This is a genomic window from Actinomycetota bacterium (assembly GCA_012837825.1).
Taxonomy (GTDB): domain Bacteria; phylum Actinomycetota; class Humimicrobiia; order Humimicrobiales; family Humimicrobiaceae; genus Humimicrobium.
The window spans coordinates 1-25,445 of the sequence record DUQM01000076.1; the positions used below are offsets into that span (position 1 = coordinate 1).

The 25,445-nt window shown below is 36.2% G+C and carries 22 protein-coding genes; 15 read left to right on the forward strand and 7 right to left on the reverse strand.

The window, feature by feature from the left end:
- Positions 1 to 36: 36 nt before the first annotated feature.
- The gene (locus GXZ93_05885; GenBank protein ID HHT79303.1) at positions 37 to 399 is read left to right on the forward strand and encodes a hypothetical protein; all 363 of its coding nucleotides are present in this window, start codon (positions 37 to 39) and stop codon (positions 397 to 399) included.
- Between the two features lie 11 nt (positions 400 to 410).
- On the opposite strand, the gene GXZ93_05890 is transcribed toward GXZ93_05885, so the two are convergent.
- Entirely contained in the window at positions 411 to 659 is a 249-nt protein-coding gene (locus GXZ93_05890) for a hypothetical protein (GenBank protein HHT79304.1), read from the reverse strand.
- A gap of 136 nt (positions 660 to 795) precedes the next feature.
- Between GXZ93_05890 and GXZ93_05895 the strand changes: the two genes are divergently transcribed.
- The gene (locus GXZ93_05895) at positions 796 to 1,503 is read left to right on the forward strand and encodes a queuosine precursor transporter (protein HHT79305.1); all 708 of its coding nucleotides are present in this window, start codon (positions 796 to 798) and stop codon (positions 1,501 to 1,503) included.
- A gap of 272 nt (positions 1,504 to 1,775) precedes the next feature.
- Here the strand turns inward: GXZ93_05895 and GXZ93_05900 are convergent, their stop codons facing one another.
- On the reverse strand, positions 1,776 to 2,684 hold the full coding sequence (locus GXZ93_05900; GenBank protein ID HHT79306.1) for a DUF1287 domain-containing protein: 909 nt from the start codon (positions 2,682 to 2,684) through the stop codon (positions 1,776 to 1,778).
- 151 nt (positions 2,685 to 2,835) lie between these two features.
- Here GXZ93_05900 and iorA point away from each other — a divergent pair, with 151 nt between their 5' ends.
- The 8 genes from iorA to GXZ93_05940 all read left to right on the forward strand — a co-directional run bounded on the left by iorA (position 2,836) and on the right by GXZ93_05940 (position 11,909).
- Entirely contained in the window at positions 2,836 to 4,716 is a 1,881-nt protein-coding gene (gene iorA, locus GXZ93_05905) for an indolepyruvate ferredoxin oxidoreductase subunit alpha (protein HHT79307.1), read from the forward strand.
- 64 nt (positions 4,717 to 4,780) lie between these two features.
- Positions 4,781 to 5,353, forward strand: coding sequence for an indolepyruvate oxidoreductase subunit beta (locus GXZ93_05910; protein ID HHT79308.1), 573 nt, complete (start codon positions 4,781 to 4,783; stop codon positions 5,351 to 5,353).
- Position 5,354: 1 nt separating this feature from the next.
- Positions 5,355 to 5,753, forward strand: coding sequence for an ACT domain-containing protein (locus GXZ93_05915; GenBank protein HHT79309.1), 399 nt, complete (start codon positions 5,355 to 5,357; stop codon positions 5,751 to 5,753).
- An 84-nt stretch (positions 5,754 to 5,837) separates the two neighbouring features.
- Positions 5,838 to 7,148: a phenylacetate--CoA ligase gene (locus GXZ93_05920; GenBank protein ID HHT79310.1), complete on the forward strand. Its 1,311-nt coding sequence runs from the start codon at positions 5,838 to 5,840 to the stop codon at positions 7,146 to 7,148.
- A 70-nt stretch (positions 7,149 to 7,218) separates the two neighbouring features.
- Positions 7,219 to 8,100 (forward strand): hypothetical protein, encoded by an 882-nt coding sequence (locus GXZ93_05925; GenBank protein HHT79311.1) that lies wholly within the window; start codon positions 7,219 to 7,221, stop codon positions 8,098 to 8,100.
- 68 nt (positions 8,101 to 8,168) lie between these two features.
- Positions 8,169 to 9,896: a TIGR04190 family B12-binding domain/radical SAM domain protein gene (locus tag GXZ93_05930; protein ID HHT79312.1), complete on the forward strand. Its 1,728-nt coding sequence runs from the start codon at positions 8,169 to 8,171 to the stop codon at positions 9,894 to 9,896.
- Between the two features lie 39 nt (positions 9,897 to 9,935).
- The gene (locus tag GXZ93_05935; GenBank protein HHT79313.1) at positions 9,936 to 10,919 is read left to right on the forward strand and encodes a polyprenyl synthetase family protein; all 984 of its coding nucleotides are present in this window, start codon (positions 9,936 to 9,938) and stop codon (positions 10,917 to 10,919) included.
- Positions 10,920 to 10,943: 24 nt separating this feature from the next.
- Positions 10,944 to 11,909: an AEC family transporter gene (locus GXZ93_05940; GenBank protein ID HHT79314.1), complete on the forward strand. Its 966-nt coding sequence runs from the start codon at positions 10,944 to 10,946 to the stop codon at positions 11,907 to 11,909.
- A 29-nt stretch (positions 11,910 to 11,938) separates the two neighbouring features.
- On the opposite strand, the gene GXZ93_05945 is transcribed toward GXZ93_05940, so the two are convergent.
- A complete protein-coding gene (locus tag GXZ93_05945) occupies positions 11,939 to 14,263 on the reverse strand; it encodes a transglycosylase SLT domain-containing protein (GenBank protein ID HHT79315.1) in 2,325 nt (774 codons plus the stop codon).
- Positions 14,264 to 14,499: 236 nt separating this feature from the next.
- Between GXZ93_05945 and GXZ93_05950 the strand changes: the two genes are divergently transcribed.
- A complete protein-coding gene (locus GXZ93_05950; GenBank protein HHT79316.1) occupies positions 14,500 to 15,315 on the forward strand; it encodes a patatin-like phospholipase family protein in 816 nt (271 codons plus the stop codon).
- Between the two features lie 33 nt (positions 15,316 to 15,348).
- Here the strand turns inward: GXZ93_05950 and nadC are convergent, their stop codons facing one another.
- The 3 genes from nadC to nadA are packed head-to-tail and all read right to left on the reverse strand — an operon-like array spanning position 15,349 to position 18,903.
- Positions 15,349 to 16,221, reverse strand: coding sequence for a carboxylating nicotinate-nucleotide diphosphorylase (nadC, locus tag GXZ93_05955; GenBank protein ID HHT79317.1), 873 nt, complete (start codon positions 16,219 to 16,221; stop codon positions 15,349 to 15,351).
- 8 nt (positions 16,222 to 16,229) lie between these two features.
- A complete protein-coding gene (gene nadB / locus GXZ93_05960) occupies positions 16,230 to 17,981 on the reverse strand; it encodes an L-aspartate oxidase (protein HHT79318.1) in 1,752 nt (583 codons plus the stop codon).
- Between the two features lie 4 nt (positions 17,982 to 17,985).
- On the reverse strand, positions 17,986 to 18,903 hold the full coding sequence (gene nadA, locus GXZ93_05965; GenBank protein ID HHT79319.1) for a quinolinate synthase NadA: 918 nt from the start codon (positions 18,901 to 18,903) through the stop codon (positions 17,986 to 17,988).
- A 344-nt stretch (positions 18,904 to 19,247) separates the two neighbouring features.
- Here nadA and GXZ93_05970 point away from each other — a divergent pair, with 344 nt between their 5' ends.
- Complete coding sequence (locus GXZ93_05970; protein HHT79320.1) at positions 19,248 to 21,317, forward strand: DNA topoisomerase I; 2,070 nt, start codon at positions 19,248 to 19,250, stop codon at positions 21,315 to 21,317.
- 375 nt (positions 21,318 to 21,692) lie between these two features.
- On the opposite strand, the gene GXZ93_05975 is transcribed toward GXZ93_05970, so the two are convergent.
- Positions 21,693 to 22,514: a hypothetical protein gene (locus GXZ93_05975; protein HHT79321.1), complete on the reverse strand. Its 822-nt coding sequence runs from the start codon at positions 22,512 to 22,514 to the stop codon at positions 21,693 to 21,695.
- Positions 22,515 to 22,743: 229 nt separating this feature from the next.
- Between GXZ93_05975 and tmk the strand changes: the two genes are divergently transcribed.
- The 3 genes from tmk to GXZ93_05990 are packed head-to-tail and all read left to right on the forward strand — an operon-like array spanning position 22,744 to position 25,441.
- The gene (gene tmk, locus GXZ93_05980; GenBank protein ID HHT79322.1) at positions 22,744 to 23,454 is read left to right on the forward strand and encodes a dTMP kinase; all 711 of its coding nucleotides are present in this window, start codon (positions 22,744 to 22,746) and stop codon (positions 23,452 to 23,454) included.
- Between the two features lie 21 nt (positions 23,455 to 23,475).
- Positions 23,476 to 24,540: a hypothetical protein gene (locus tag GXZ93_05985; protein ID HHT79323.1), complete on the forward strand. Its 1,065-nt coding sequence runs from the start codon at positions 23,476 to 23,478 to the stop codon at positions 24,538 to 24,540.
- Positions 24,541 to 24,559: 19 nt separating this feature from the next.
- Positions 24,560 to 25,441 carry a stage 0 sporulation protein gene (locus GXZ93_05990; protein ID HHT79324.1) on the forward strand — a complete coding sequence of 294 codons (882 nt, stop codon included), beginning with the start codon at positions 24,560 to 24,562 and terminating at the stop codon, positions 25,439 to 25,441.
- Positions 25,442 to 25,445 lie beyond the last annotated feature (4 nt).

Consider the following 25,445-nt stretch of genomic DNA (forward strand, 5'->3'; position numbering starts at 1 on the left):
AACAACTGTTTTAAAAATCCATAGATAGGAGGAGTCGTGCTTGTTTCAGCAAATGAAAGCCAGATAATAGCCGGTACTTTATTCGGTTTCATGGGAATTTACATATGTTTTATTGTATTTATGGCAGCAACTTTTATTACATTATTCGTTTTCTGGATAATAGGAATTGTAGATATATCTCAGAGAAAGAATGAAGAATTTCCAAATCCGGAGGATAATCCAAGGTCAACCTGGCTGATAATTCTTCTTGTAACTCTTGTAATTCCGCTTGCAGCCGGAATAGCTGCAATTATTTATTATGCAACAATAATCAGGAAATATCCGAGGGATAGTTTTCAGCCGGCAACGGAATCCCCGGAAGATGGTGGAAAAAACAACAGACAGAAGAAGATTGATTAAAATCAGAACAATTATTCATCCATTATATCTTTCAAGGCATTGTCCGTATTTTTTGCAGTGAATGATTTAAAATCGAAATCATCTATTATTTTGCTTATATTTTTAGGAATGACTTCTTTTTCTTTTAAAAATTCTGCAATTTTTTTTATTCCTACTTTGCTGATGACATACCCTGCAGCACCGCCCAGTACAGCGCCTCCGATAATATATGCAAAAACCTTTGAATCAAATTTCTTTTTTTCAGAATTATCTCCGTGCATTTATTCCCTCCAAAGATATTTTAAAAATTATTTGTAAATTATATATATAAAATGAATATTCATTTGACAGATAATTCAATATTATATATATAATTGGTTTTTATTACAAAAATTTAAAAGTTGCCGGATTATTTGGATGAGGAATAAATCAGGTAAAATAAATTCGCCGAATGAAAAGCAAACCCGGTATTTTGAAATAATACTGGGCCTGTTTGTAGCTGTGCTGCTTATTTCAAATATTGCTTCTACGAAAATAACGCAAATATGGAAGTTTGCTTTTGATGGCGGGACTATCATATTTCCTCTTTCTTATATATTCGGAGATGTTCTGACAGAGGTATACGGCTATAAAAAAGCAAGAAAAGCAATATGGGTAGGTTTTTTCAGCGCTTTTCTGATGTCCCTTGTCCTATGGCTGATAGGAGTGCTGAAACCGGCCGAGGGCTGGAATCTTCAAAATGCCTATATTTCAATACTTGGACAGACACCAAGAATAGTAGGAGCTTCTCTGGCAGCATATTTTGCCGGCGAGTTTTTAAACTCCTTTATAATGGCAAAGATGAAGGTGTTTACAAAAGGAAGATGGCTCTGGGCAAGGACGATTGCTTCAACAATAGCCGGTCAGGCAGTAGATACGGCATTGTTCTGCCTGATTGCATTTGCCGGATTATACTCATGGGATCTTTTATTATCCATAATCATTTCCAATTATATTTTCAAGGTAGGCCTTGAAATAATAATGACACCTGCAACATACGGGATAGTTTGTTTTCTGAAAAGAAAAGAAAATATCGATCACTATGATCACAGGACAGACTTTAATCCGTTTAGAATAAGAGGCTAGATAAAATAAAAAAGCACCAGTAAAATTAATTTGATTTTATTTACCAGCGCAGTTTGCTTTTTATTACTTTTTGGTTTTATTTATTTTACAAGAATACCTATTCCCAGAATAGCCAGAACTACAAAAACCAGCCAGTAGTTAAGAAAAATAAATGATGCTACTTTCTTTACTTTCTCCATTTGCTTCACCTCCCTCTGAAATTCCTTTTTTATAATTATGAATCGTTTCATATTTATATTATATATAATTTCGAACCTGTGTCAAATATTTTTTTACTGATTTAGTTCAGGGTAGGGATATCTGTAATGTCCACTGACTTCCATTTCAGCCAAGGCATTGATTTCGGTTATTTTTCCCAGGTCTTTTGTTATCATTATGACAAGAGGAACACCTTCCGGACTGCTATGGTTTGAAAGCATGCCTGCTATATTTTTTCCCGGATTTTCAGCATCAACAGTAAAATATACAATATCCCCGGGCTGCCACTGAAGGATATTTGCAGGATCCGAGGCATCAAATTCTGTCGGAAGCTCAAGCGCATTGCGTTGGAAGAATTTCTGCTGGAAATATACAACCCTGAAGTCTGTTTTTTTATCAGGATTTTTGCTGCCTTTGATATTCATCGGATAAGCATCTATATGTTTGCTCATATCATCATATACAAGCTCCATTAAATCATAACCGCAATCTTTCAAAACAACCGAAACAACATCAGTCGATATCCAGTATTTATCATCAGGATAACCGGTATCCGCATAAAACTGGTACTGATATTCAATATCCTCCTCAAGAAGCTTCATTACCCTCAATACAATTTTTTTCTGTTCGTCACTTAGCTCAAATGCCCCTGTTTCATTTGCTGTGGTAGTTTCTCCAATATCTGAAAACTCTTCAGTTGTTGCAAGAGCACTGTCTGAGCCTGATTCAGAATCAGCACCTGTGGCATCATCCGGATCCTTATTTCTAAAATCAGCCAGTTCCGTTTCTTTCCCCCGGATATTTTCGGAGAGGGGGAAATTAATAAACGATTTGAAAAGATTCTGGGGAATTTCGATTTTAAGTTCCTTATAGAAAGATTTAAGCGTCCAGAACTGCAAAGCCGCCAGTGCTATAAAAAACACTATTATAATATCATATCTTAATTTTCTTCTTCTTTGAGATTTTCTTATTCTGGCTTTCATGGACTAATATATTAACTTAAAAATGCAATTAAATAAAGAAAGCTTTACTTTACTTTTAAAAACAATATTGTTATATATTAAGTTTATTATTTTTTCAAAAAATTGTTAAAATTACTTATTAAAATTTTTGCAGCAGCCAGAGGATTTGATATTGAAAAAGGAAGTTGCAATACTTACCGGAAATGAAGCCATTGCGCTGGGTGCTCTTGAAGCCGGTGTCAGATTTGCAAGCGCTTATCCCGGAACTCCTTCAACGGAAATACTGGAAAACATTGCTGAATCAGGCAGTATTTACTGTCAGTGGTCCGTTAATGAAAAGGTTGCCCTTGAAGTTGCATCCGGCGCCAGCATTGCAGGGAAAAGGGCTATAGTTGCAATGAAGCATGTGGGGCTTAATGTTGCTTCAGACCCTTTTATGACTCTTGCATATACTGGTGTCAACGGAGGTCTGGTAATAATATCTGCAGATGATCCTGGCATGCACAGTTCCCAGAATGAGCAGGATAACAGATATTATGCAAAAATGGCAAAAGTACCTTTGCTTGAACCCGCAGACAGTCAGGAATGCAAAGATTTTCTGATTAAAGCTTTTGAAGTAAGTGAAAAATTTGACATACCGGTTTTGTTAAGGACTACAACAAGAATATCCCATTCAGGTTCAGTAGTCAGAAAAGGCAAAACGGGAAAACAAAAGACTGACAGAATTTATAAAAAAGATCCGGCAAAGTATGTTATGATTCCGGCTTTTGCCAGAAGCAGACACAGGATTCTTCTTCAAAAATATGAAAAGCTTAAAGAATTTTCAGATAAAACGGATATTAACAGAATTATAGATTCGAAAGACGGAAAGTCCTCCTGCGGAATAGGAATAATTACCGGCGGTGTCTGTTTTCAGTATGCGTCTGAAGCATTCAGGAATTATCCGATATTGAAATTAGGGATGACAAATCCTCTTCCCTTTAACCTGATAAGAGATTTTTTGAGCGACAAATCTTTGATTATAGTTGTTGAAGAGCTTGAACCCTTTATTGAGGAACAGATAAAAGCCTGTTTTACCGGCTGCAGAGTAATAGGCAAATCTTTTTTCCCTGATTATGGCGAACTCAATGTTGAGATACTTGACAATTTAAATGATTTTATTTCAAGCACAGGCATCAAAAACTCTCCCGGTGAACTTACATTAAAAAATATTGAAGACAGAATAAAAGAGTTTAAAGAAGAAAATTCCTGTTTGACAGAGGAAAAATATAAGACGGAGATTAAAAATTCGGTTAAAAAAACAATTCCTCCAAGGCCGCCGGTTCTCTGTGCAGGATGTACGCACAGACCGGTCTTTCATATTTTAAAAAAACTGAAAGTAATAGTAATGGGAGATATCGGATGCTATACTCTCTCGGTTTTACCTCCTCTTAGCAGTCTTGACAGCTGTCTGTGCATGGGAGCCGGAGTCGGGCAGGCACTTGGTGTTGAAAAAGCAAACGAGGATTATAAAAATAAAGTCGTTTCGGTAATAGGAGATTCTACTTTTTTCCATTCGGGGATTACGTCACTTATAGATAATGTATTTAACAAAGGGACGGGCCTTGTAATAATACTTGACAACAGAGCTACTGCAATGACCGGTCATCAGACAAATCCGGGCATAGGAAAAACGCTTATGGGTGAAGATACCCATACAATACTTCCTGAAGAAATAGCAAAAGCCATTGGGGTAAAAAACATACGGATAACAGATCCATATGATGTAAGACTTCTTGAAAAAATAATAAAGGAAGAATTAAAAAGGAAAGAGCTTTCTGTAATAATCTGCCGCCGGGAGTGTGCCCTGATAAACAAAACGGAAAATCCCGGGAAATTTTATATAGATGATTCCGTATGCAAAAAATGCGGAATGTGTATCAGGACAGGATGTCCGGCAATAGGATTTGAAAACGATAAATATTTTATAAACCGGACGGTCTGTACAGGCTGCGGCGTCTGCTCACAAATTTGTCCATGGGATTCAATAAAACGAAATAATGATATTAGCTGACAAAAGTATTAATAAATATAAAAAGAGATCGGTTTCGATTTTAAAAAGAGGAGAAACAATCTCTGTGCTGTTTGCGGGTGTTGGGGGACAGGGCATACTTCTGGCTACGGGCTTAATGGCAAGAGCCTGTCTTTTTGAAGGGTTTGATGTAAAAGTTTCAGAAGTGCACGGGATGGCCCAGAGAGGGGGAAGTGTTGTCGGAAGCATAAGGTTTGGCAAAAAAGTCTTTTCCCCTACAGTTGATCATGCAGACTATATTATTGCACTGGAAGAAGTTGAGTCTTTGAGATGCCTGGATAATCTTAAAAAAGAAAGCATATTCATATATAATACTTACAGGATTTTTCCTTCGACAGTTTATGGCGGAGATTATTCCTATCCTGACAATGTAAGAGAGCTTCTTTCAGAATTTACGCCGGATGTATTTCCGGTAGATGCATTTGAAATTGCCAGGCGGCTGGGTAAAAGCAAGACAATGAATACAGTTTTGCTTGGTTTTTTCTCAAATTTTCTTCCCATAAGCACTGATAGCTGGGAAAATGCTATAAAAGATATCATCCCTTCGGCAATTATCGAAATAAACTTAAATGCTTTTATGGCAGGCAGGAATCTTATTAATAATTTTCGGGAGGTATAAAATGCCGATAAAACAACTAACCGTTTTTTTGGAAAACAAGCATGGAAGGCTTGCTGAGGTTGCAAGAATTTTGAAAAGGGAAAATATAAATCTTCAGGGTTTTTCAACTACGGAAGCAAGAGATTATGGCATCCTGAGACTGGTAGTGTCAGATATTGAAAAATCAAGGGCATCTTTGAAAGAAGCCGGTTTTACAACCCATGTAGCTGATGCAATATGCATAAGAGTTGAAGACAGACCGGGTGAGCTGCTGAATGTTCTTGATGCTCTTTCTGAAGCAAGGATAAACATAGATTATGTATATGTTATTGCCGGCACAAGAATAGTATTGAGTGCCCCTGAACTTGACAGAGCAGAAAAACTGCTGGTTGAAAAAGGCTTTTCTATCTGTATGGATTGAAAAAGACCTGTAAATTACTCTTAAGGATAAAAACTTATACGGGCAGCCGTCATGATTAAATAATAGCGAGGAATCAAAATGGTTTTGGAATTTTTCAATGAAAACATTGAAACGGCAGACAGAAAAATTATTGAAGAAATACAGACGGAAAGACTTAAAAACACATTGATAAACGTCTATGAAAATGTCCTGTTTTACAAAAAAAGACTGGATGACTGCGGTGTTGATCCATACAATTTCAAAAGTATTGATGAACTGAAGAAGATACCTTTTACAACTAAGGAAGATTTAAGGCTGAACTATCCTTATAAAATGTTTGCCAGACCGTTTGGTGAAATTGTAAGAATACATTCATCATCGGGAACCAGCAGTAATCCAACGGTAGCGGCTTACACAGACAAGGATATTGAAATATGGAGCAGCATAATTGCCAGGCAGCTTTTTTCTTTAAATCTGAGAAAAGGCGATATTTTTCAAAACAGTTATGGCTACGGACTTTTTACCGGCGGCCTCGGTCTTCATTATGGAATAGAGAAGCTGGGCGGAACTGCAATTCCTGTGTCCGGAGGAAATACTGAAAGACAGATTAAAATAATGCAGGATTTTTTGCCTGAGGTACTTTGCTGCACCCCTTCCTATGCGCTGCATATTGCAGAAGTTGGAAAAGAGCTCGGAGTCGATTTTTCAAAACTTCCCCTTAAAACCGGCGTCTTTGGTGCTGAGCCATGGACAAACCAGATAAGAAAGGAAATCGAGAAAAGACTGTCAATTGATGCCTATGATATTTATGGTCTGAGCGAAGTGATAGGTCCGGGAGTTTCCTGTGAGTGCTATTGTAAAAAAGGATTGCATGTATCAGAAGATAATTTTATTGTTGAGACCATTGACCCAAAAACAGGCAGGAATGTGCCGGAATCAGAAACAGGGGAACTGGTTTTTACAACAATTACAAAAGAAGGTATGCCTGTAATCAGATACAGGACAAAAGATCTGTCAAATCTTGTTTATGATAAATGTGAGTGTGGAAGAACTCATGCCAGGATGGCAAAACCCATCGGAAGATCTGATGATATGCTGATAATAAGAGGGGTAAATGTATTTCCTTCACAGATTGAGGAAGTTTTAATTAATGTAAAGGAAATAGAGCCCCAATATCTTATTATTGTGGAAAAAAGAAATTTCCTGGATTTTATAGAAGTATGGGTGGAAGTTCCTGAAAATATCTTCTCGGAAAAGATGCAGACTCTTGAATATTTCGAGTCATCAATTGAGCACAGCCTGTATTCGGCAATAGGCATAAATATTGACGTAAAACTGAAAGAACCCAAGACTATCAAAAGAAGTGAGGGAAAAGCCAGAAGGGTTGTTGATATGAGAAAAGGTGAAAAACCTTAGAATTATCAAAGCTCCGGGAGAAATTGAGGGAAAGTAAAAATTTTAAGGCAAAAAGAACTAAAGCGGCAATTTGGAAAATCAAAACAAAATAATCTTTGAAATTAACAAAATAATCTCTGAAGAAATAAAGATCCTTAACAGTTATTATAATTATGATTTGAAAAGGTTTTTCTGCCCGGAATTATTTTACGGCTCGGCTTTTCTTGCTTTTTTTAATATAGAAGATATCCCGGATTTTATTCCGGACAAAAATTTTAAAATCAATAATTCTCTTGATGGCAGAGAAAATATTACATTTTTTGATACATATAAAATAATCAGTCTTATTACCGGAATAGAGCTTCTTGCAATCGGTCTCAACATGCATACATCACATGAAAACACATTCCGTAAGGTTTCAGGCAGGTCGGAGAACAGTGAAAAAAATTATACCATAGAGCTTCTTTTCGGCGATATCTTTTATTCAAGAGCAATAGCATATCTTATTAATTTTGATAATTTCATTATTTTTGACAACATACTGAAATCAATACTTTCAATCCACCGATCCAGAATGATAGTTCATCAGAAAATAAAAGATATTTTTGATTGCGGCAGGAATAATGCCTGGTTTTTCAATAAAGGTTTTTCGGAAGTGAGAATGTTAAACGCATTATTAAAAGAAATATTTTTTACCGGGATAGGAGTATCCAATTTTGATGTTACAGCAGATAAAACAAAAGACTTTCTCATGATTATTAATGAAATGGTTTTATTAAAGACATATAATGATTTGACTGATTATGTCAGACAGGCAGCGCCGGAGTCTTTTGAAAGCAGTCATTTTAAATATGACGAGGATTTTTTAAATAAAGCAGATGACTTAAGAAAGAGCCTGAATATAAAGATAAACAGGCTTGAGCCTGAATGGATAAAAGAAAATTTTTTAAAATTATTTTTTAAATTAGCCTAGAAGCTTATATGGATTATTCAGACTCATTCGGGAAATCAGTGCCGGTAATTAAAATTCACAGGTAAAGTATGATGATAAAATCGGATCTTACATTATTACATGCTCCAAGCGTGTATGACTTCAGAAAGAAGAACATTTTCTATGGTCCCATGAGCGATCTTGTTCCCTCCTCACCCATATTTGAAATGTACCCCATTGGCTTTCTTACAATGTCAAATTATCTTGAAAAAAGAGGAATAAGCGTTAGGATTATAAATCTGGCTTATCTCATGATGTCAGACAGAAATTTTGATGCAGAAAAATTTATAAGCAGAATAAAAACAAAGGCTTTCGGGATAGACCTGCACTGGCTTCCACACTGTCAGGGTTCCAATGAAGTAGCTAAAATAATAAAGAAATATCATCCGGACATCCCTGTTATCTTCGGGGGGTTCTCATCTTCTTATTTTTACAAAGAGCTTATAAGTTTTCCTCATGTTGATTTCATACTGAGAGGCGACTCTGCCGAAGAACCGTTGTATCAGCTTATGAGCGCAATTAAAAAAGGCGATAATTATTTTTCATTTTTAAGACAAATACCAAATCTTGTCTGGAAATATAAAAACGGGATTCACGAAAATCCTTTAAGCTGCATATCGGAAGATCTTGATGAAATTGATTTTGATTACAGAATAATGTTCAAACAGGTGTTAAGATATAAAAGCCTTAAATCTGTTATTCCTTTCAGCGGCTGGATGGATTATCCGGTAACTACAATACCGATCATCAGAGGGTGCAACAAGAATTGTTCGGGCTGCGGAGGCTCAAAAAATGCTTTTGAAATGTTTGGCAGAAGAACAAGACCTGCATTCAGACATCCTGAAAAACTTATTGATGAAATACTTATTATCCGGAAATATATAGATGCTCCTGTTTTTATACTTGGAGATATAACACAGGGAGGAAGAGATTATCTTGAAGAATTTTTTAAAAATACAAAAAGATTAGATAAAGATATGCAGATATTTTTCGAATTTTTTGAACCTCCGAATGAATGGTTTTATGACAGGGTTGCTGAAAATTTTAATTATTTTTGTTTTGAAATATCGCCTGATTCACATGATGAGAAAGTCAGGCAGAAAATGGGGAAGCGGTTTTCCAATGACAGGCTTGTTTCAGGCATAAAATATGCTCTTGAGAAGGGGGCTCAAAGATACGACCTGTATTTCATGACAGGACTGCCGGGCCAGACTAAAAAATCAATAATGCAGACCGTAGATTTTTGCAGGGAACTTTATGAGGCACTTGAATGGGATAAAAGATTTATGCCTTTTATCTCTCCAATGGCTCCTTTTATAGATCCCGGAAGCAGGGCTTTTGAAAATCCCGATGAGTTTGGCTATACGATTACCGAAAAAACTCTTGCAGATCATATTGAGGCAATAACGAGGCCTTCCTGGAAATACATACTCAATTATGACAGCAGATTTCTTACAAGAGATGAGATGGTTGAGGCTACATACGACTGTGCGATAGGACTGAATGCCCTCAAGGGAAAAGCGGGGAGCATAAGCAGTAAAGCAATGAAGGAAAATGAAGAAAGAATACTTGCAGCAAAGGATATAATGTCTGAAATAGACAAAATAATCTCTGACGGCAGTAATATTTCTGACAGTAAAAGTTTTGAAAGCCTTAGAGGCAAGGCGATGAAATACAGTCTTTCAACAGTCTGCGACAAGAAAGAACTGGAATTTCCTTTTACAAAAAAGAATTTCAAATGGCATGCAATTATAAAGGCAGTCCTTTTCAATGGCTGATTTTTGTTTTGACCGAAAAATTATATTAATTTATTTTTTATGTTCAGTAATTTTAAAAAAACCTTATTTTTAAAAAAGGATCTTGCGATTCTTGGTAATTATATAAAATCCATCGTAAGCGACATGGATGGTCTGCCGGGCAAAGCGATTGCCGGAACACTTCTTGCCGGGGGCAAAAGAATCAGGCCGGCATTATTTCTGATATGTGCCAGAAATAAAAAATATAATATTGATTTTCTTTTGCCTGCCGCCGCGGGTATTGAAATGCTTCATACCGCATCACTAATTCATGATGACATAATAGATAATTCTGTTTTAAGAAGAGGCAGGAAGACCATTCATAATATTTATGACAAAGATACGGCAAGGTATGCAGGTGATTATCTTTTTACATATGCCTTCTATTTGCTGAACGGTTACTCTAATCATCTGATATGTAAGGAAATGTCTAATGCTTCACAAAGTCTTGTAATGGGAGAGTTTGACCAGCTTAAAACCAAAAGCCTTATAGAGCAGTCTGAAAAAGTCTATCTTGCGAAGATAAATGAGAAAACTTCCTCTTTATTTAAATTAAGCTGTGTTCTGGGTGGTATTTTGTCAGGTTCAGAAGAAGATGATGTTGATAAAATGAGACAGTTCGGGAATTTGCTGGGGATGGCTTTTCAGATAAATGATGACCTGATAGATATAAATATAAACAAGCCTGCAGATAAAATAGGCAAACCTGTCGGCAATGACATAAGACAGGGAAATATAACCCTGCCAATAATTTATGCATTAAGGGATAAAAAAATAAATTCCGAAATCAGGAACCTGCTTGGGAAAAAAGATTTCTCCGAGGATGATGCCGACAGGGTATTGAAATTAATAAACGGTTCTGAAGTTGTTGAAATGGTCAGGCAGAAAGTATTTCATTATCTTGCCGAAGCAAAGAGGACTGCTTCTCTGGTCAATGGCAGCTCAAGGCGAAACGGTCTTATGGAAGTTTGTGATTATCTCATGGGAGCAATAGAAAGAAACTGAAAGAGAAATATTAAAAAGGTTAAAATGAATTTTTATTTAAAAACTTTTGTTGATGTGCTGAGTGTCACAATACCTATTTTCGCAGTAGTGGCGATAGGATATCTCTTCAGGAGAAGAGGGATAATTTCAGATAGGGCAGTTCCTGCCTTAAACAAAATAGCTTACTATCTTGGCCTTACGACACTTATTTTTACAAGCATAGTAAAATATGATTTAAAAGAAATCTTCAATATCGGTATCGTAAAGATACTTTATACTACTTTTGCTATTTTTATTGTTATTGTTTTCATTTCTGTTTATTTTCTTAAAGTCAGAAGAAAAACAAAAGGAGCCATTGCAATATCAAGCTTCAGATGCAATATGGCTTTTGTCGGAATACCGATCATCATATCTGCATTTGGAGACATTGCGGGAGCGAAGACAAGCATAATAATCGGGTTTATGACTCCTGTAAATATTATATTTGCGATTATATTCTTAAAAATTCTTGGCGGACAGGATAATGAAAGAAAAAATTATGGCAGATTTTTTCTAAGCTTTCTGAAAGACCCGTTGCTTATTGCGGCAATAGCAGGAATACTAATTTCTTATTTCAGCATCCCGCTTCCAAAAGTATTGCTTGAACTTCTGAATATGCTTGCCGGGCTTGCAATTCCGCTTGCACTTATAACAATCGGGGCCTCTTTCAGAATTTCCCACATAAAGCTTAATCTTAAATTTTTAATACTGGCCATAGTATTAAAACTGGTGGCAGAACCTCTTATTGCTTTTTTTATCGGGAAGTATGTATATGCAATAGATCCGGTGGATATAAGCATCACGGTGATTTTATTCGGTATGCCTCTTGCAGTCGCTGCATATATAATGGGAAAGGAATATGATTCTGATTCTGATTTTATTTCGTCAGCATTGATTCTGTCGACAATAGCTTCGGCTCTTACCATAACTCTCTGGCTTTTCTTTCTGAAAGTATTTTTCAGAATTATCTGAACAGCTTACCGGGATGAATATTATTAAGATCAATACATCAATTCATAAATATAATAGCTTTCCATTACCTTTTTGATGTAGTTTTTTGTTTCATCGTAGGTTATATTTTCAATGAATTCATCAATATCAAGCCCGCCGTAATTGTTTATCCATCTCTGCATTGCCCCGGGTCCTCCGTTATAAGCTCCAAGGGCATAGTATTTATTATTTCCAAAATTATTTAACTGTTGTGCAATATAATAAGTCCCCATTCTTATGCTTGTTTCAGGATCATGCAGCATATCATTGTTAAAATTACTTATGCCGAGCTGGTCAGCTATATTTTTTCCGGTTGCCGGCATTATCTGCATAAGTCCCTGTGCGCCTGCATGTGAGCCTGCATCGGCTTTAAAACGAGACTCCTCCCTCATAATGGCAAGAATGAATTTTTCATCAATTCCATAAGTTCCGGCATATTTTCTGACATATTCTTTGTAAGCGAACGGATAGAAAAGATAATAGTAGTAATCCTTCCGGCTGCCTGTGAGAGCCGAAGATAATTTTTTGTAATTCTTCTGAATCAGCAGAATTGAATTTTCATAATCCCTGCTTTTGAGATACAGGGTAGAAATTTCAAGGATCTTTGCAGGATCCGCATCTGTTTCTTCTTTCGAAGCTTCTATCTCTGAAGCGGCGCTGTCATAAAATTCAATGAATAATAATTCTTTTGCCTTGTTTATGTGGGTTGCATCTTCTTCTGAAACAATGACCTGAGGTTCAAGGTATTCGTATATTTCAGGTATTGTTCCGGCAATTTCAGGATTGTCAGGGTTAAGCTCTTTGTTTATTACAGGGAAGGTTATGTCAATGCCGATATCTTTCAGTGCATTTGCCGATTTGAAGCCATAATATGAAAAAGGATTGATGGAAAACAAACTTTTATATCCTTCGGCAGCTTCTTCTTTTCTTCCAAGCTTTTCAAGACTTTTTGTTTTCCAGAAAAGACTCTTTTCTTCAAGTGACGTGCCTTTAAAATGTTTTGACATACCATCGAAAGTAAAAAGGGCCCCCTCGTAATCCTGAAGTCTGTATTTTATCCATCCCAGCTCCCAGTATGCATCGGATATCCTATCGCCCGACGGATATTCATCTATTATTCTCTGGTAATAAAATGCGGCATTCTGCAAGTCGTTCGTTATATAAGATATTCTTCCTATTCTGTACAGGCCATCATCGGCAAAGTTGCTTGAAGGGAATAATTCAATGAGCTTTTTATAAGTTCTTATGGCGCCCTCATTGTCATCAAGATTGGTAAGACACCTTCCGAGATAATAAAGAGTATCATCTGCAAGGTCGCCTCCCGGATAGCTGTCATAGTTTCTCTGCAGATATTCTCTTGCATTTTTATAATTGTTCATATTATAAAAACTCATTCCTGTCCTGAAAAGAGTTTTGGAATAAATATCGGGATTAGAGTTTTTCAGACCGCTGTCCTGGAGTATTTTACTGAAAGACTCAAGAGCAAGATCATAATAATATATTTTAAAAAGTTTTTCTCCTCTTGAGTATAATTCACCTGCAGCAGGCTTGAATTGCGGCAGCCCTTCAATATTTGCAAGGCGGTTCAGGTTATCAAATGAATAAACAGCATATTCGGTTTCAGGATAATCAAGATATATTTTTTTAAATACCGAATATGCCTCATTTAGCTTTTTATTTTTTTCCATACATACACCTTGCTGAAAAAGTCCGTAAGGAGTCAGGGGAGATTGGGGATATTCTTTAATATAAGCTTCATACTTTTTTTCTGCAACGGCAAAATTCTCATTCATATAATACGAGTCTGCAAGTTCAATATAAGATTTTTCCCTGAATATACTGTCTTTATAATTATCAATTACAAACTGGTAATTTAGTGCGCTTAAATCATATTTTTCCTGAAGCAGCATGCTTTTTGCAAGGTAATATCTTATATGATCTTCCAGTACAAGGTATATGGATTTGATTTTATCAAGATAGTATTGTGCCTTCGTATACTCTTTTTCTTCAAATGCCTCCACTCCCAGAATAAAATAATATCTCTGCGTTTCAATATCATTAATATTGCCGCTATTTGCAGGTTTATTGCTGTTAAATGCAATGGTGCTTGTCGTAGTGGTTTCCTCGGCTGTCATGGCAGTAGTCGGGATTATTTCTGTTTCCAAATCATCTGCATTATCGACATCCTGTTGATGTTGATCTGTAGCAGAAGTCTCTGAATTCAGGCTTGATTTTTTTATTGCTATACAGCCCGGAAATATCATTGCGGTGGAGATGAAAACAAGTAAAAACAGAATGACTGAAGTTTTTATAAAAATTTTTTTTAATGAAAACATAATTTAATTTCACAACTTGTTTTGTATAAAGATAAATCGGATACCGTGAGGTATCTCTCAGGAACGGTATTATTATTGTAAAGTATTAAGTGGACATAATCAAACAGGCTTCCTGCAAGATAAAAGCAAAACCGAGCCATAAAGACACATATACCGGCCTGATCTTCTTAAGATATGATTTATTCATATATTAAATTAAATATTTTTGCTTACATGCTCATTTAAAAAAAATTTTTTTGATTTATAATACAATCATGGGGTTCTGGAAAAAAACAAAAAAAATCGGTCTTGCTCTCAGCGGGGGCGGGGCCAGGGGATTTGCACATATAGGAGTTCTTGAAGTGCTTGAACATGAAGGTATAAATATATCTGCTATCTCGGGCACAAGCATGGGTTCAGTAGTAGGATCCCTTTATGCTTTAGGAATACCAATAAAGGAAATACTTGAATTTATAGATTCCAATGACTGGAAAAGGTTTCTTATAAGTGCCAATTTTACAATTCCCAACCTTCCCGCCATAAACTCAAGGAAAGTAAACAGGGTGCTTTCAAGGCTGCTTGGGGAGAAAACATTTGAAGAGTGTCGCATACCTTTCTGTGCAGTTGCTGCGGATATTGTTACAAAAGAAAAAGTCTTTCTTAAGGAAGGCAGACTGGTTGAAGCTGTGAAGGCTTCCATAGCGATACCGGGAGTATTTGAGCCTCTTGTAAGAAATGAGCAGGTCCTGATAGATGGCGGTGTTGTTGAGCCGGTTCCCATAGATGCCGTCAGGACAATGGACGTGAATTTTGTTATTGCGGTTGCGCTTGAAAATCTTGAAAGAAAAATAGTTCCCACAGCAAAAACGTCAATACTCCATACTCTGGACGTTTCCCTTGCTCTTATGGAAAGGGAAATTTACGATAAATACTTTCCGGGAGCTAATATTATAATTCAGCCTCATACCGGTGATTTTGGCGTTTTTGATTTTGGCAGGGCAAAGGAAATAATAAATGTCGGTAGAATTGCAGCTCTGGAAAAAATAGAAGAGATAAAAAAGAAAATTTCCTGATTATCCTGCATATATAAAACAAATATATGCCAATTATTCAAAATTAAGAGAAAAATCAACTGCTTTTGCAGAATTGGTAAGCGTTCCCACGGATACAATATCTATTCCTGTTTTGCAGATTTCCTCCAGCGTCTCAAGTGTTATACCGCCGGAAGCTTCAATAATGCATGCTTTTCCAAGATTTTCCCTTATTTTTTTTACAGATTCTTTTAATTCTTCATTATTCATGTTGTCAAGCATAATAATATCAGCCTTGCTTTTTATTGCATGTCTTAGCTCTTCCTTGGTTTTTACCTCGACCTCTATTTTTAATGTGTGAGGGACTCTTGAACGTATTTTTTCAATTGCCTCTGATACGCCTCCGGCTGCAAGGATATGATTATCTTTGATTACGACTCCGTCAGACAGGCTGAATCTGTGATTAAAACCACCTCCGCACCTGACTGCATATTTTTCAGGCAGCCTCAGATTCGGAAGTGTTTTTCTGGTTTCCGTGACTTTTACTCCGTAACGGGAAGCTATATCTGCGAATTTTCTTGTAAGGGTTGCTATCCCGGAAAGGTGGCTGATAAAATTCAGCGATATTCTTTCAGATTTTAAAACAGACAGTGTCTTTCCCTGAAAGGCACATACCTTCTCCCTGTTTTTTATTTTGTCTCCATCATTTTTAAGCATCTTAAAAGCGACTGAAGGATCGATTGTTTTAAAAACATATTCTGCAAGTTTGATACCGCAAAGGACAGCTCCATCTGTTTCTTTGCAGATTATAAAACCACGGGAAGAATTGTCTTCTTCAAAAATATATTCTGATGTTATATCTCCGTATGCTCCAATGTCTTCAGCTATCGCTCTTTTTACAATATCATCATAACCTTCTGTATATATTTCCGGAATATTGTTTCTCATTTTTTACCTCAGTTCACGGGTTCAAAATAAATATCATTTTTCTTCTGGATAATATGTTTTTTCCAGTTATTATCGTTGGTTTGAGGGAAATCGCATCGCTGATGGGTTCCCCTGCTTTCTTCCCTTAAAAGTGCTGAAACTATAATAAGTCTTGCGACGAAAAACATATTAAGCAGCTCATTTGTTTCTATATCGGTTCTGTTATAGAAAGACTGATTTTCAAGATGTTCGTCGGCAAAAACAAGTACTTTTTCCAGCCTTTCCTTTTCTCTAAGTATGCCGACTCTGCTTGTCATAAAATATCTCAGCTTCTCTCTTATCCTGTCTGTCACCTCTTTGCCTGCAGAGTCATCGCTGACTGCTGTTTTTTGTTTTTTTAATTCTGCTTTATTATCAGCGCCATAGAATCCTTCTTGTTGTTTCGATTCTTCTGAAATAATAATTTTTTTAATGACTTTTATAAAATCTTCTGATTCAGCTGAACTATTTCTATTGTTTCCGGAGGGATTCCTGTCTTTGATGTTTTTAAGTATCCTGTTATATATTCTTGTTCCGAAAACAAGGCCCTCCATAAGAGAATTGCTTGCCAGGCGGTTTGCTCCGTGCGCTCCTGTTGCGGCAGTCTCTCCACAGGCAAAAAGACCCCTGATATTAGTCTCTCCGTCAAGCGTGGTTTTTATGCCGCCATTGAGATAGTGTGCTGCAGGCGAAACTTTTATCAGATCTTTTTTTAAATCAAGACCGTTTTCCTTTAATTTTTTGACTATATTGGGAAATCTTATATTAAGCAGATGTTTGTCGATATGTGTTGCGTCAAGGAATACATAATCTTTCCTGTTTTTTTTCATTACTATTGTCATTTCTTTTACAACAATATCCCTGGGTGCAAGCTCAGCCAGAGGGTGTCTTCCTATCATAAAACGGTTTCCGTCCGTATCCCTTAAAAAAGCTCCCTCTCCTCTGAGCGCTTCAGTGATCAGGAAAAGCTTGTCATCATTTGTCCTGAATACTGTAGGATGGAACTGAATGAATTCGATATCCTTTATTTCGGCACCGGCTCTGTAACTCATTGCAATACCGTCTCCGGTGCTGACTACAGGATTTGTTGTGATTTTATAGAGCTGCCCTATTCCTCCTGTTGAGATGACAATATTTGAACACGGGTGAATCTCAATTTTGCCTGTAGCTGAATTAAGAACTATTATCCCGCAGACCGAATCATCAGATGTGAGAATATCAAGTACAAAATTCTCAAGATAGAATTCAATGTTATTTATTTTTTTGGAATATATTATAAGCTTTTTTTCGATTTCTTCGCCTGTGGCATCTCCGCCTGCATGAAGAATCCTGGGACTGGAATGACCGCCTTCAAGGGTCAGCCCGATTTCACCATTGACTATATCAAAAGCCACTCCGTCTTCAATAAGATTTTCAATCATCTCGGGGGCGCTTTTTACAAGCGTTTTAACGGCCTTGCTATCGCAGAGACCCTGTCCGGAAACCATGGTATCTTCATAGTGCTTTTTCCAGTTGTCAGGATTCTTTATTGCAGCTGCAATACCTCCCTGGGCATACCAGGTATTCGACTCGGACAGAGAGCTTTTTGTAAAAATTTTAACCTTTATATGATTTGAAAGTCTTATGGCAGTGGATAATCCGGCTATCCCGCTGCCGATTATTATGCAGTCAGAAAAATCATGTATCCTTTCATAATACGAAGGATTTACCAGGAAACGGGGAAATGTTTTTTTTATTTCCATTTTTTTATCCTGTAAACTCCTGCATTTTTTCAAGAGAAGTTCTGGCTTTTCTAATTATTTCATCGGGCAGATTAATTTCATAGACACTGTCTTCAAGAGACCACATTATTTTTTCCAGATTAATAAGCTTCATATTCGGACATATAGTGTTTTTCTGAGCAGGATAAAATGTCTTTTCAGGATTAAGCTTCTGCAATCTGTGTATCATTCCTATCTCGGTACCAATGATAAATTTAGTATTTGAAGATTCCTGCACATATCTCAGCATTCCGCCTGTACTGAGGACCTTGTCCGCAATATCGGTTAATTCGGGGGTGCACTCAGGATGAACAAGTATTTCTGCATTCGGATGATCTTTTTTAAGCTGAATAAGAAGTTTTGCATTTATCATAATGTGAGTGGGGCAGTATCCCCTCCAGAAGATCATCTTTCTTCCTGTCCGACTCATGACATAAGTGCCCAGATATTTATCAGGGATAAAAATTATTTCCCTGTCGGCAGGTATAGAGCTTACTACTTTGACAGCATTTGCGCTTGTACAGCATATATCCACCAGAGCTTTGACTTCGGCTGTTGAATTTACATAGCAGACTATTACAGCGTCGGGATGCTCTTTTCTGAGCTTTCTTACATCTTTCACACTAATCATATTTGCCATAGGGCATCCGGCTCCGTCATCGGGAAGCAGGACCTTTTTGCCCGGATTTAATATTTTTGCGGTTTCTGCCATAAATCTTACACCGCAGAATACTATGGTGCTCTTCTTTACCTCAGATGCCTTTATGCTGAGTTCCAGGGAATCGCCAACAAAATCAGCAATATCCTGTACTTCGCCGATCTGATAATTATGAGCAAGTATTACTGCATCTTTTTCTTTTCTGAGCCTGTTAATGCTCTCTATAAGCTCTATGTTTTTATTCATTCCATTAATCCATATATTGAATTTTATTATTCTATGATGGCCTGCTGCCAGCCGGTCTTTACAGGACATCTTACAGAGAATAAGGAAAAATAATGTTTACCTATTTTAAAATATAAATTAAAAAAAATAAAACATAACCATAAAAGACTTCTTAATTAAAAATAAGAGATTTTAAATTGTCAATATGCTTGATATTTTAAAAATCTTCTTTTAATGTTATAAATCTATTTTCAAATTTATATTTTTAATAATTGGTATTGATTTATTTTTATTATTATCCTTATATAGGTTTTCATAAACAAAAAATTACAGTATTCTGTCGGCAACATATTTAAGGAGAAATATTGAGACTGATAATAAGCGAAAAGGAAATAGCAGCAAGAAGAATTGCGCAGATCCTTTCAGACAATGGAGTAAAAGAAGAAAAAGTATATGGTGTTCCTGTCCATTCCTTTTCTTTTAATAATACAGACTTTAAATCAATAGGGCTTAAAGGACATATTCTTCAGGTTGAATTTCCCCCGGAATATGCAAACTGGATAAAAGTGCCTCCCCAGGATCTTATTGATGCAGCTCTTGAAAAAAAGCCGATCGAAAAAAGGATAATTCAGGCTTTAAATAAAATTTCAGGCGAGGCGGAAAGCATAATAATCGCAACAGACTTTGACAGGGAAGGAGAGCTTATCGGTTATGATGCTTATGATCTTTTGAGAAACAAATTCGGGGAAATACCTGTGCAGAGAGCAAGGTTTTCGGCAATCACCCGGAAAGACATAAAAAATGCATTTTCAAATCTGGACAAGCTGGATTTAAATCTTGCCTTTGCAGGAATGGCAAGGCAGGATATCGATCTTATATGGGGCGCTGTTCTCACCAGGTTTATCTCTCTTTCATCTTTTCAGCTCAGGGAAAAATTTCTTTCTGTAGGAAGGGTTCAGACGCCCACCCTGGCTATTCTGGTGGAAAGAGAGCTGGAGATAAAAAATTTTGTTTCAGTACCTTACTGGCAGATTAAGGCGGTTCTTGAAAAACAGAACGGAGACAGATTTGAAGCTTTTTATTATAAGAAAAAAATACTTGATGAAAAAGAAGCGCAGAAAATATTTGATAAAGTCGGGGACAAAGGCAGTATTTCTGCAATAAAAGAAGTTACCAGATCAATAAAACCACCGGCTCCGCTGAATACCACCGGTCTTATAGTTGCTGCGAGCTCTATGGGATTTTCCGCACAGAAAACAATAAATACCTCGGAAAGTCTTTATATAAATGGTTTCATTAGCTATCCGAGAACAGATAATACGGTGTATCCTTCAACAATAGATTTAAGAGATACTATTTCAAATCTAAAAAACAATAAGGACTTTAAGGAGATGTTTGATGCAGTTCTTTCACAGAAGAAACTGAAGCCTACAAGAGGGATGAAAAAAACCACTGATCATCCTCCCATATATCCTGTAGCATCTGCAGACAGAAAGGACTTAAATAGTGATGAATGGAAACTTTATGAGCTTATTGTAAGAAGATTTGCATGCACGCTTCTCCCGGAAGCTTCAGTCAAGAGCATGGCTGTAAATATCGATATAAACGGTTTTAAATTCATTGCAAACGGTTCGACAATGCTTGATGAGGGTTGGACAAAATTTTATCCATACTATAAGCATGCGGAGGTGGTTTTGCCGGACCTGGAAAAGGGAGAGGATCTTTCTGTAGCAAAAAAAGAGATAAATGCAAAAGAAACAAAACCGCCGACAAGATATTCCCAGGGCAGGCTTGTTGAAAAGATGGAAGAGTCCAATCTTGGCACAAAAGCAACAAGGCACTCGATTATACAAAATCTGATAAGCAGGGGATATGTAAAAGGCAATCCTCTTGAGGCGACGAACAAAGCTATTGCAGTAATAAGCGCATTGAAGGATTATGCATCAAGGATTACAACTCCTGATATGACGTCTGAACTTGAAATGGATATGGATGCCATAACAAAAGGCGAGCTTGAAAAGTCGGAAGTGGTAGATATCTCAAAAAATAAATTAAAGGAAATAATGAAAATCCTTATTGAGAAGAAAAAGGAGATCGGGAAAGCAATAAAGGATGGTATCAAAGGTGATGAAATAGTTGGAAAATGCCAGTCTCCGGACTGCGGCGGCAATCTTATAATAAGGATGTCAAATAAAACCAGGAAAAAATTTATCGGCTGCTCCAATTATCCTGAGTGCACACAGTCTTTTTCAATGCCTCAGAACGGGCTTGTGCTGACAACTGATTCCGCATGCAAAACGTGCAGTTATCCGGTTATCAGAGTTATCAGAAAGGGCAGAAAGCCCTGGAATTTATGCATAAATCCGGAATGTCCGTCAAAAAATGAAAGTTATAAAAATAACAAAAATAAAGGGTCAGATAAAAAGACTGATTAAGGCTGCAGGCTTTAACCTTCTACAGGTGTTAACGGTTTGATAAAGCAGGCTTTTTTCTGCCCGGCGGTACAGGGGAGGGAACTACAAAATTGCTGAGTCTTTTATTTTAAAAGGCAGGTTTTCATTATTTCTTATACTTTCAATGATTCTTCTGTGTGTTGCATCTCTTGACCCGATATATGCTATATGCTGCTTAAAAGGATCCAATATATGCAATATATGCTGTTTAAAAGGATTTCATCTCCTGCTTTAAAAATAAAATAAGATATCTTCTTTTTCTGATGGGAGTTTTAAGTCATCTCCCAGTCATTTTATTCCGGAATTTTCCGGTTTTTTAATTAAATAGTTTTTTTAAAACAAAATGCTTTTAAAAAATCAGAACTTGTCCTGCCTGTTTTTTTTAAAATAATTATCGTAACTATACAAAGGCTTGGATCTGCGTTTTTCTATTTTTTTCCTTGTTGCATTAAATATTATTGCAATTATGAGAAATAGTATGAATAGCAGAACTATTCCAAGTATTACAAGAAGAAAGTATGAAAGCAGCTTGGTTTTTTCTCCCTCAACTCTTATAAACTTTTGCTCCCCGTATTTGATATCCCAGACCGCTATCCTGTTATCGCCGGTAAAATCAGAGTTGCTTTTTAAAACTTTGAAAGGAAATTTTATCTGGTAAGTGATTTTCAGTATTTCTCTGTCAGTTTTAACTATATTGTCCAGACGGTACAGATCTGAGTTTACTCCTCCTGATTTAAGAACTGATTCGTCAATTTTCATATCAACAAAATCTTCAAAATAATATTTTATGGAAAAAAATGATTCCTCTTTTTCTATTTTTGCATAAAATCTATCAGGTGGATTTTCTGAAAAGTTGTCTATTGATACATGGGGCAGGAAATTAATATCTTCAAAATCAATCGCTGAAGTAAAGTGAGTGTATCCGTCTTTCTCGGAAGTAGTTATTTCACCTTCCGGGAGAGAGTCAAAGATTTTATCAAAAAGAGGCTTGTCATTACCGATGGCAATTTCGCCTTTTTTGATATATTCTGTTTTTACGGCAATATCCACAATTCTTTTTCCGGAGAAATCACTATTGACTTCAGTGTATATGTCAAGGATTGTCTGATCGCAGGATGAAAGAAAAAGCATAATCAGGACAAGAATCAATAACATGAGGAAAAATTTAAATTTTAGCAAACCAGGCCTCATCATTATTAAAAGAGATTACTTAATTCTTTAAATTATAGTTTAAAAAATGAAATATAAAAATCAATATACCAGAATATGCGAAAATTATTAATTTTTTATATCTTTTTTATAAAAAAGAAAAAAATAAATTAAAATTAAAATGATATAATAAAAATTCAAGTTAATTAAAACAGAAAAATCTGTAAATTTTCTTTAAAGGTTGGCAATCAGCTTTATTATGGGATTAAGAAAAAATATTTGCAGGAAAGGTTTTCTTGTTGCAATTGAAGGAGTAGATTCAAGCGGGAAAGCCACACAGGCCGGAATTCTTTATGAAAACATGAAAAATGAAGGAAGAAAGGCTATGATGATAGAATTTCCTGACTATAAAAGCAATTCATCTGCACTTGTGAAGATGTATCTTAATGGTGATTTCGGTAAAAATCCGGAAGAGGTAAATCCTTATGCGGCATCAGTTTTTTTTGCAGCGGACAGATTTGCTTCATTTAATACTTCATGGAAAAAGCTTTACGAAGAAGGATATATTATAATCTGCGACCGGTATGTTACTTCCAATATGATCTATCAGGCAGCAAAGTTTGACGAAGAAAAAGATAGGGAAAATTATCTTGACTGGCTTACAGATCTGGAGTTTGAAAAATTAAGGTTGCCGGTTCCTGATATTGTAATTTTTTTAAATATCTCTCCACAGCATTGTTCGCATCTGATTAAAAACAGGATGAATAAAATCACGGGCAGGCGCGATAAAGACATTCATGAAAAAAATGAAGAATATATGGAAAAAACTTATGAAGCAGCTTTGCTTGTGGCAAAAAAATATAAATGGAAAATTCTTGAATGTGTTGAAAACGGACGTCTTATGTCTATTGAGAAAATAAGCAGTCTTATAAAAGAACTGGTAGACAAAAAGACAAATAGCATTACTTAAAGTTAAAGAAAGTGAAATATTTTGAATATTGCAAATGTTGAATTCCTGGAAGATGGCAACCGGGAAAATGTTTTAAATATAAAACTGCTGAATCGCAGCCTGAGGAAAAAAAATCTTTCACATGCCTTTCTTTTCAGCGGCAGTAATCCGGACGGACTTTTAAAAATAGCGCTTTTGTTTGCATGCGGTATTTTATGTAGAAATAACGGGTGTCTTGAATGCAGAGATTGCAAAAACATTCTTAATCTGAAGCATCCGGATCTTTTTTTGCTGAAACCCTCCGGAACTTCATTAAGCGCTGAAGAATTCAGAAAAGATTTCGAACAGAAAATAAATAAAAAAGCTGTCAGCAGCACTCACAGAATTACAATAATACAGGAATGTGAAACCATGTCTGCAGGAATAGCAGACCGGTTTCTGAAGATACTGGAAGATCCGCCGGGCGAGGACCTGATTTTTATTCTGCTTTCAGAAAGTCCCGGGGCAATAAGAAAAACAATCAAATCCCGGTGCCAGATAATTAACTGGCATTTCAGTTCCGGCATTTCACTTGAATACAGTGCAAAACTTCTTGAAGCTGCATCAGTCACTGAAGAACTTTTAAGGAAAATCATTGCCGGGAAGGCAGATATAAAAGATGTTCTTGATTTCAGTGCAGGAATTGACGGCATGACGGACGGACTTTCTTCAGAGCTGAATGAGAAACATAAAAAGGAAATTAATCTTATTAAAAAAAGCGGAATGGATGAAGAATATGTCTCGAAACTCTTAAAAGATGCCGAAGAATCACAAAAAAGAGAAAAAAAGAAATTTTCAAATTTAATAATCGCACATATTTTTGATATAATTTCTGCTTATGTTGAGGATATAATGGCGACAATGTCCGGCTGCAGCGAACAGTTTCTGAATAGAAGTGATAATTATAAGGAAATCTACAGAAATTATTGCAGCAATACAGGATACAAAAAAATATCTCAATTTGATGATATTCAGAATAGAATTGCATTAAACAAAAAATCTTTGACAGAAAATATTAATTATGAAATAGCACTTGACAGGATTCTTTCAGAACTTGTCGTTGCATAAATATCAGAGAGGTGGTTTTATGGCTGCTATAGTAGGAACCATATTCAGAAAAAATGGAAATGTCTATTATCTTGATTCTTCGGACATTTTGCTTGCAGTGGGCGACAAAGCAATATGCAGGCTTGAAGAAGTAATTGAAATAGGTGAAATTGTAAGTGTCTCAAGCAGGATAAGTGAAGATATAGTGCCAAGCACTACAAAGAAAATCATAAGAAAAGCAACATATTACGACATGTCTGTTGATGAGCTTAATAAAGCCAAGGAAGCAGAAGGCTATAAGAAGTTTGAAGATCTTTCAAAAAAATACAATCTTCCCATGAAGCTTGTGGATGTCCATATTATATTCGATAAAAGTAAAATGATATTTTATTTTACTTCGGAAAAAAGAGTGGATTTCCGTGAAATGGTAAAAGAGCTTGCATCTTATTTTAAAATAAGAATAGAGCTTCGGCAGATAGGTGTAAGAGATGAGGCAAAAATTGTAGGAGGGCTTGGTCCCTGCGGGATGAATCTTTGCTGCAAAAGTTTTTTAACTGATTTTGAATCAATTTCAATTAAAATGGCAAAAGATCAAAATCTGCCGCTTAACCCCCTTAAAATTTCAGGAATATGCGGAAGACTTATGTGCTGCCTTAAATATGAATATGAAAGCTACAGGGATTTTGTTGACAATGCGCCTGAAAGAGGGACACCTGTAAAATGTAGCCATGGAAAAGGATTTATTTATGGATATGAGCCTTTAAAGTCGAATGTAATAGTAGAATTCGAAAATGAAACCAGGGCCAGCATGCCGTTGGAACAGATAGAGATAGATCCGGAAAGAAAAATGGAAGTTTTCCGGAATGAAACAGAGGAAACAGATATGCTGACAGATTCTTTTGAAGACAGTTATCCTGAGTAGAATC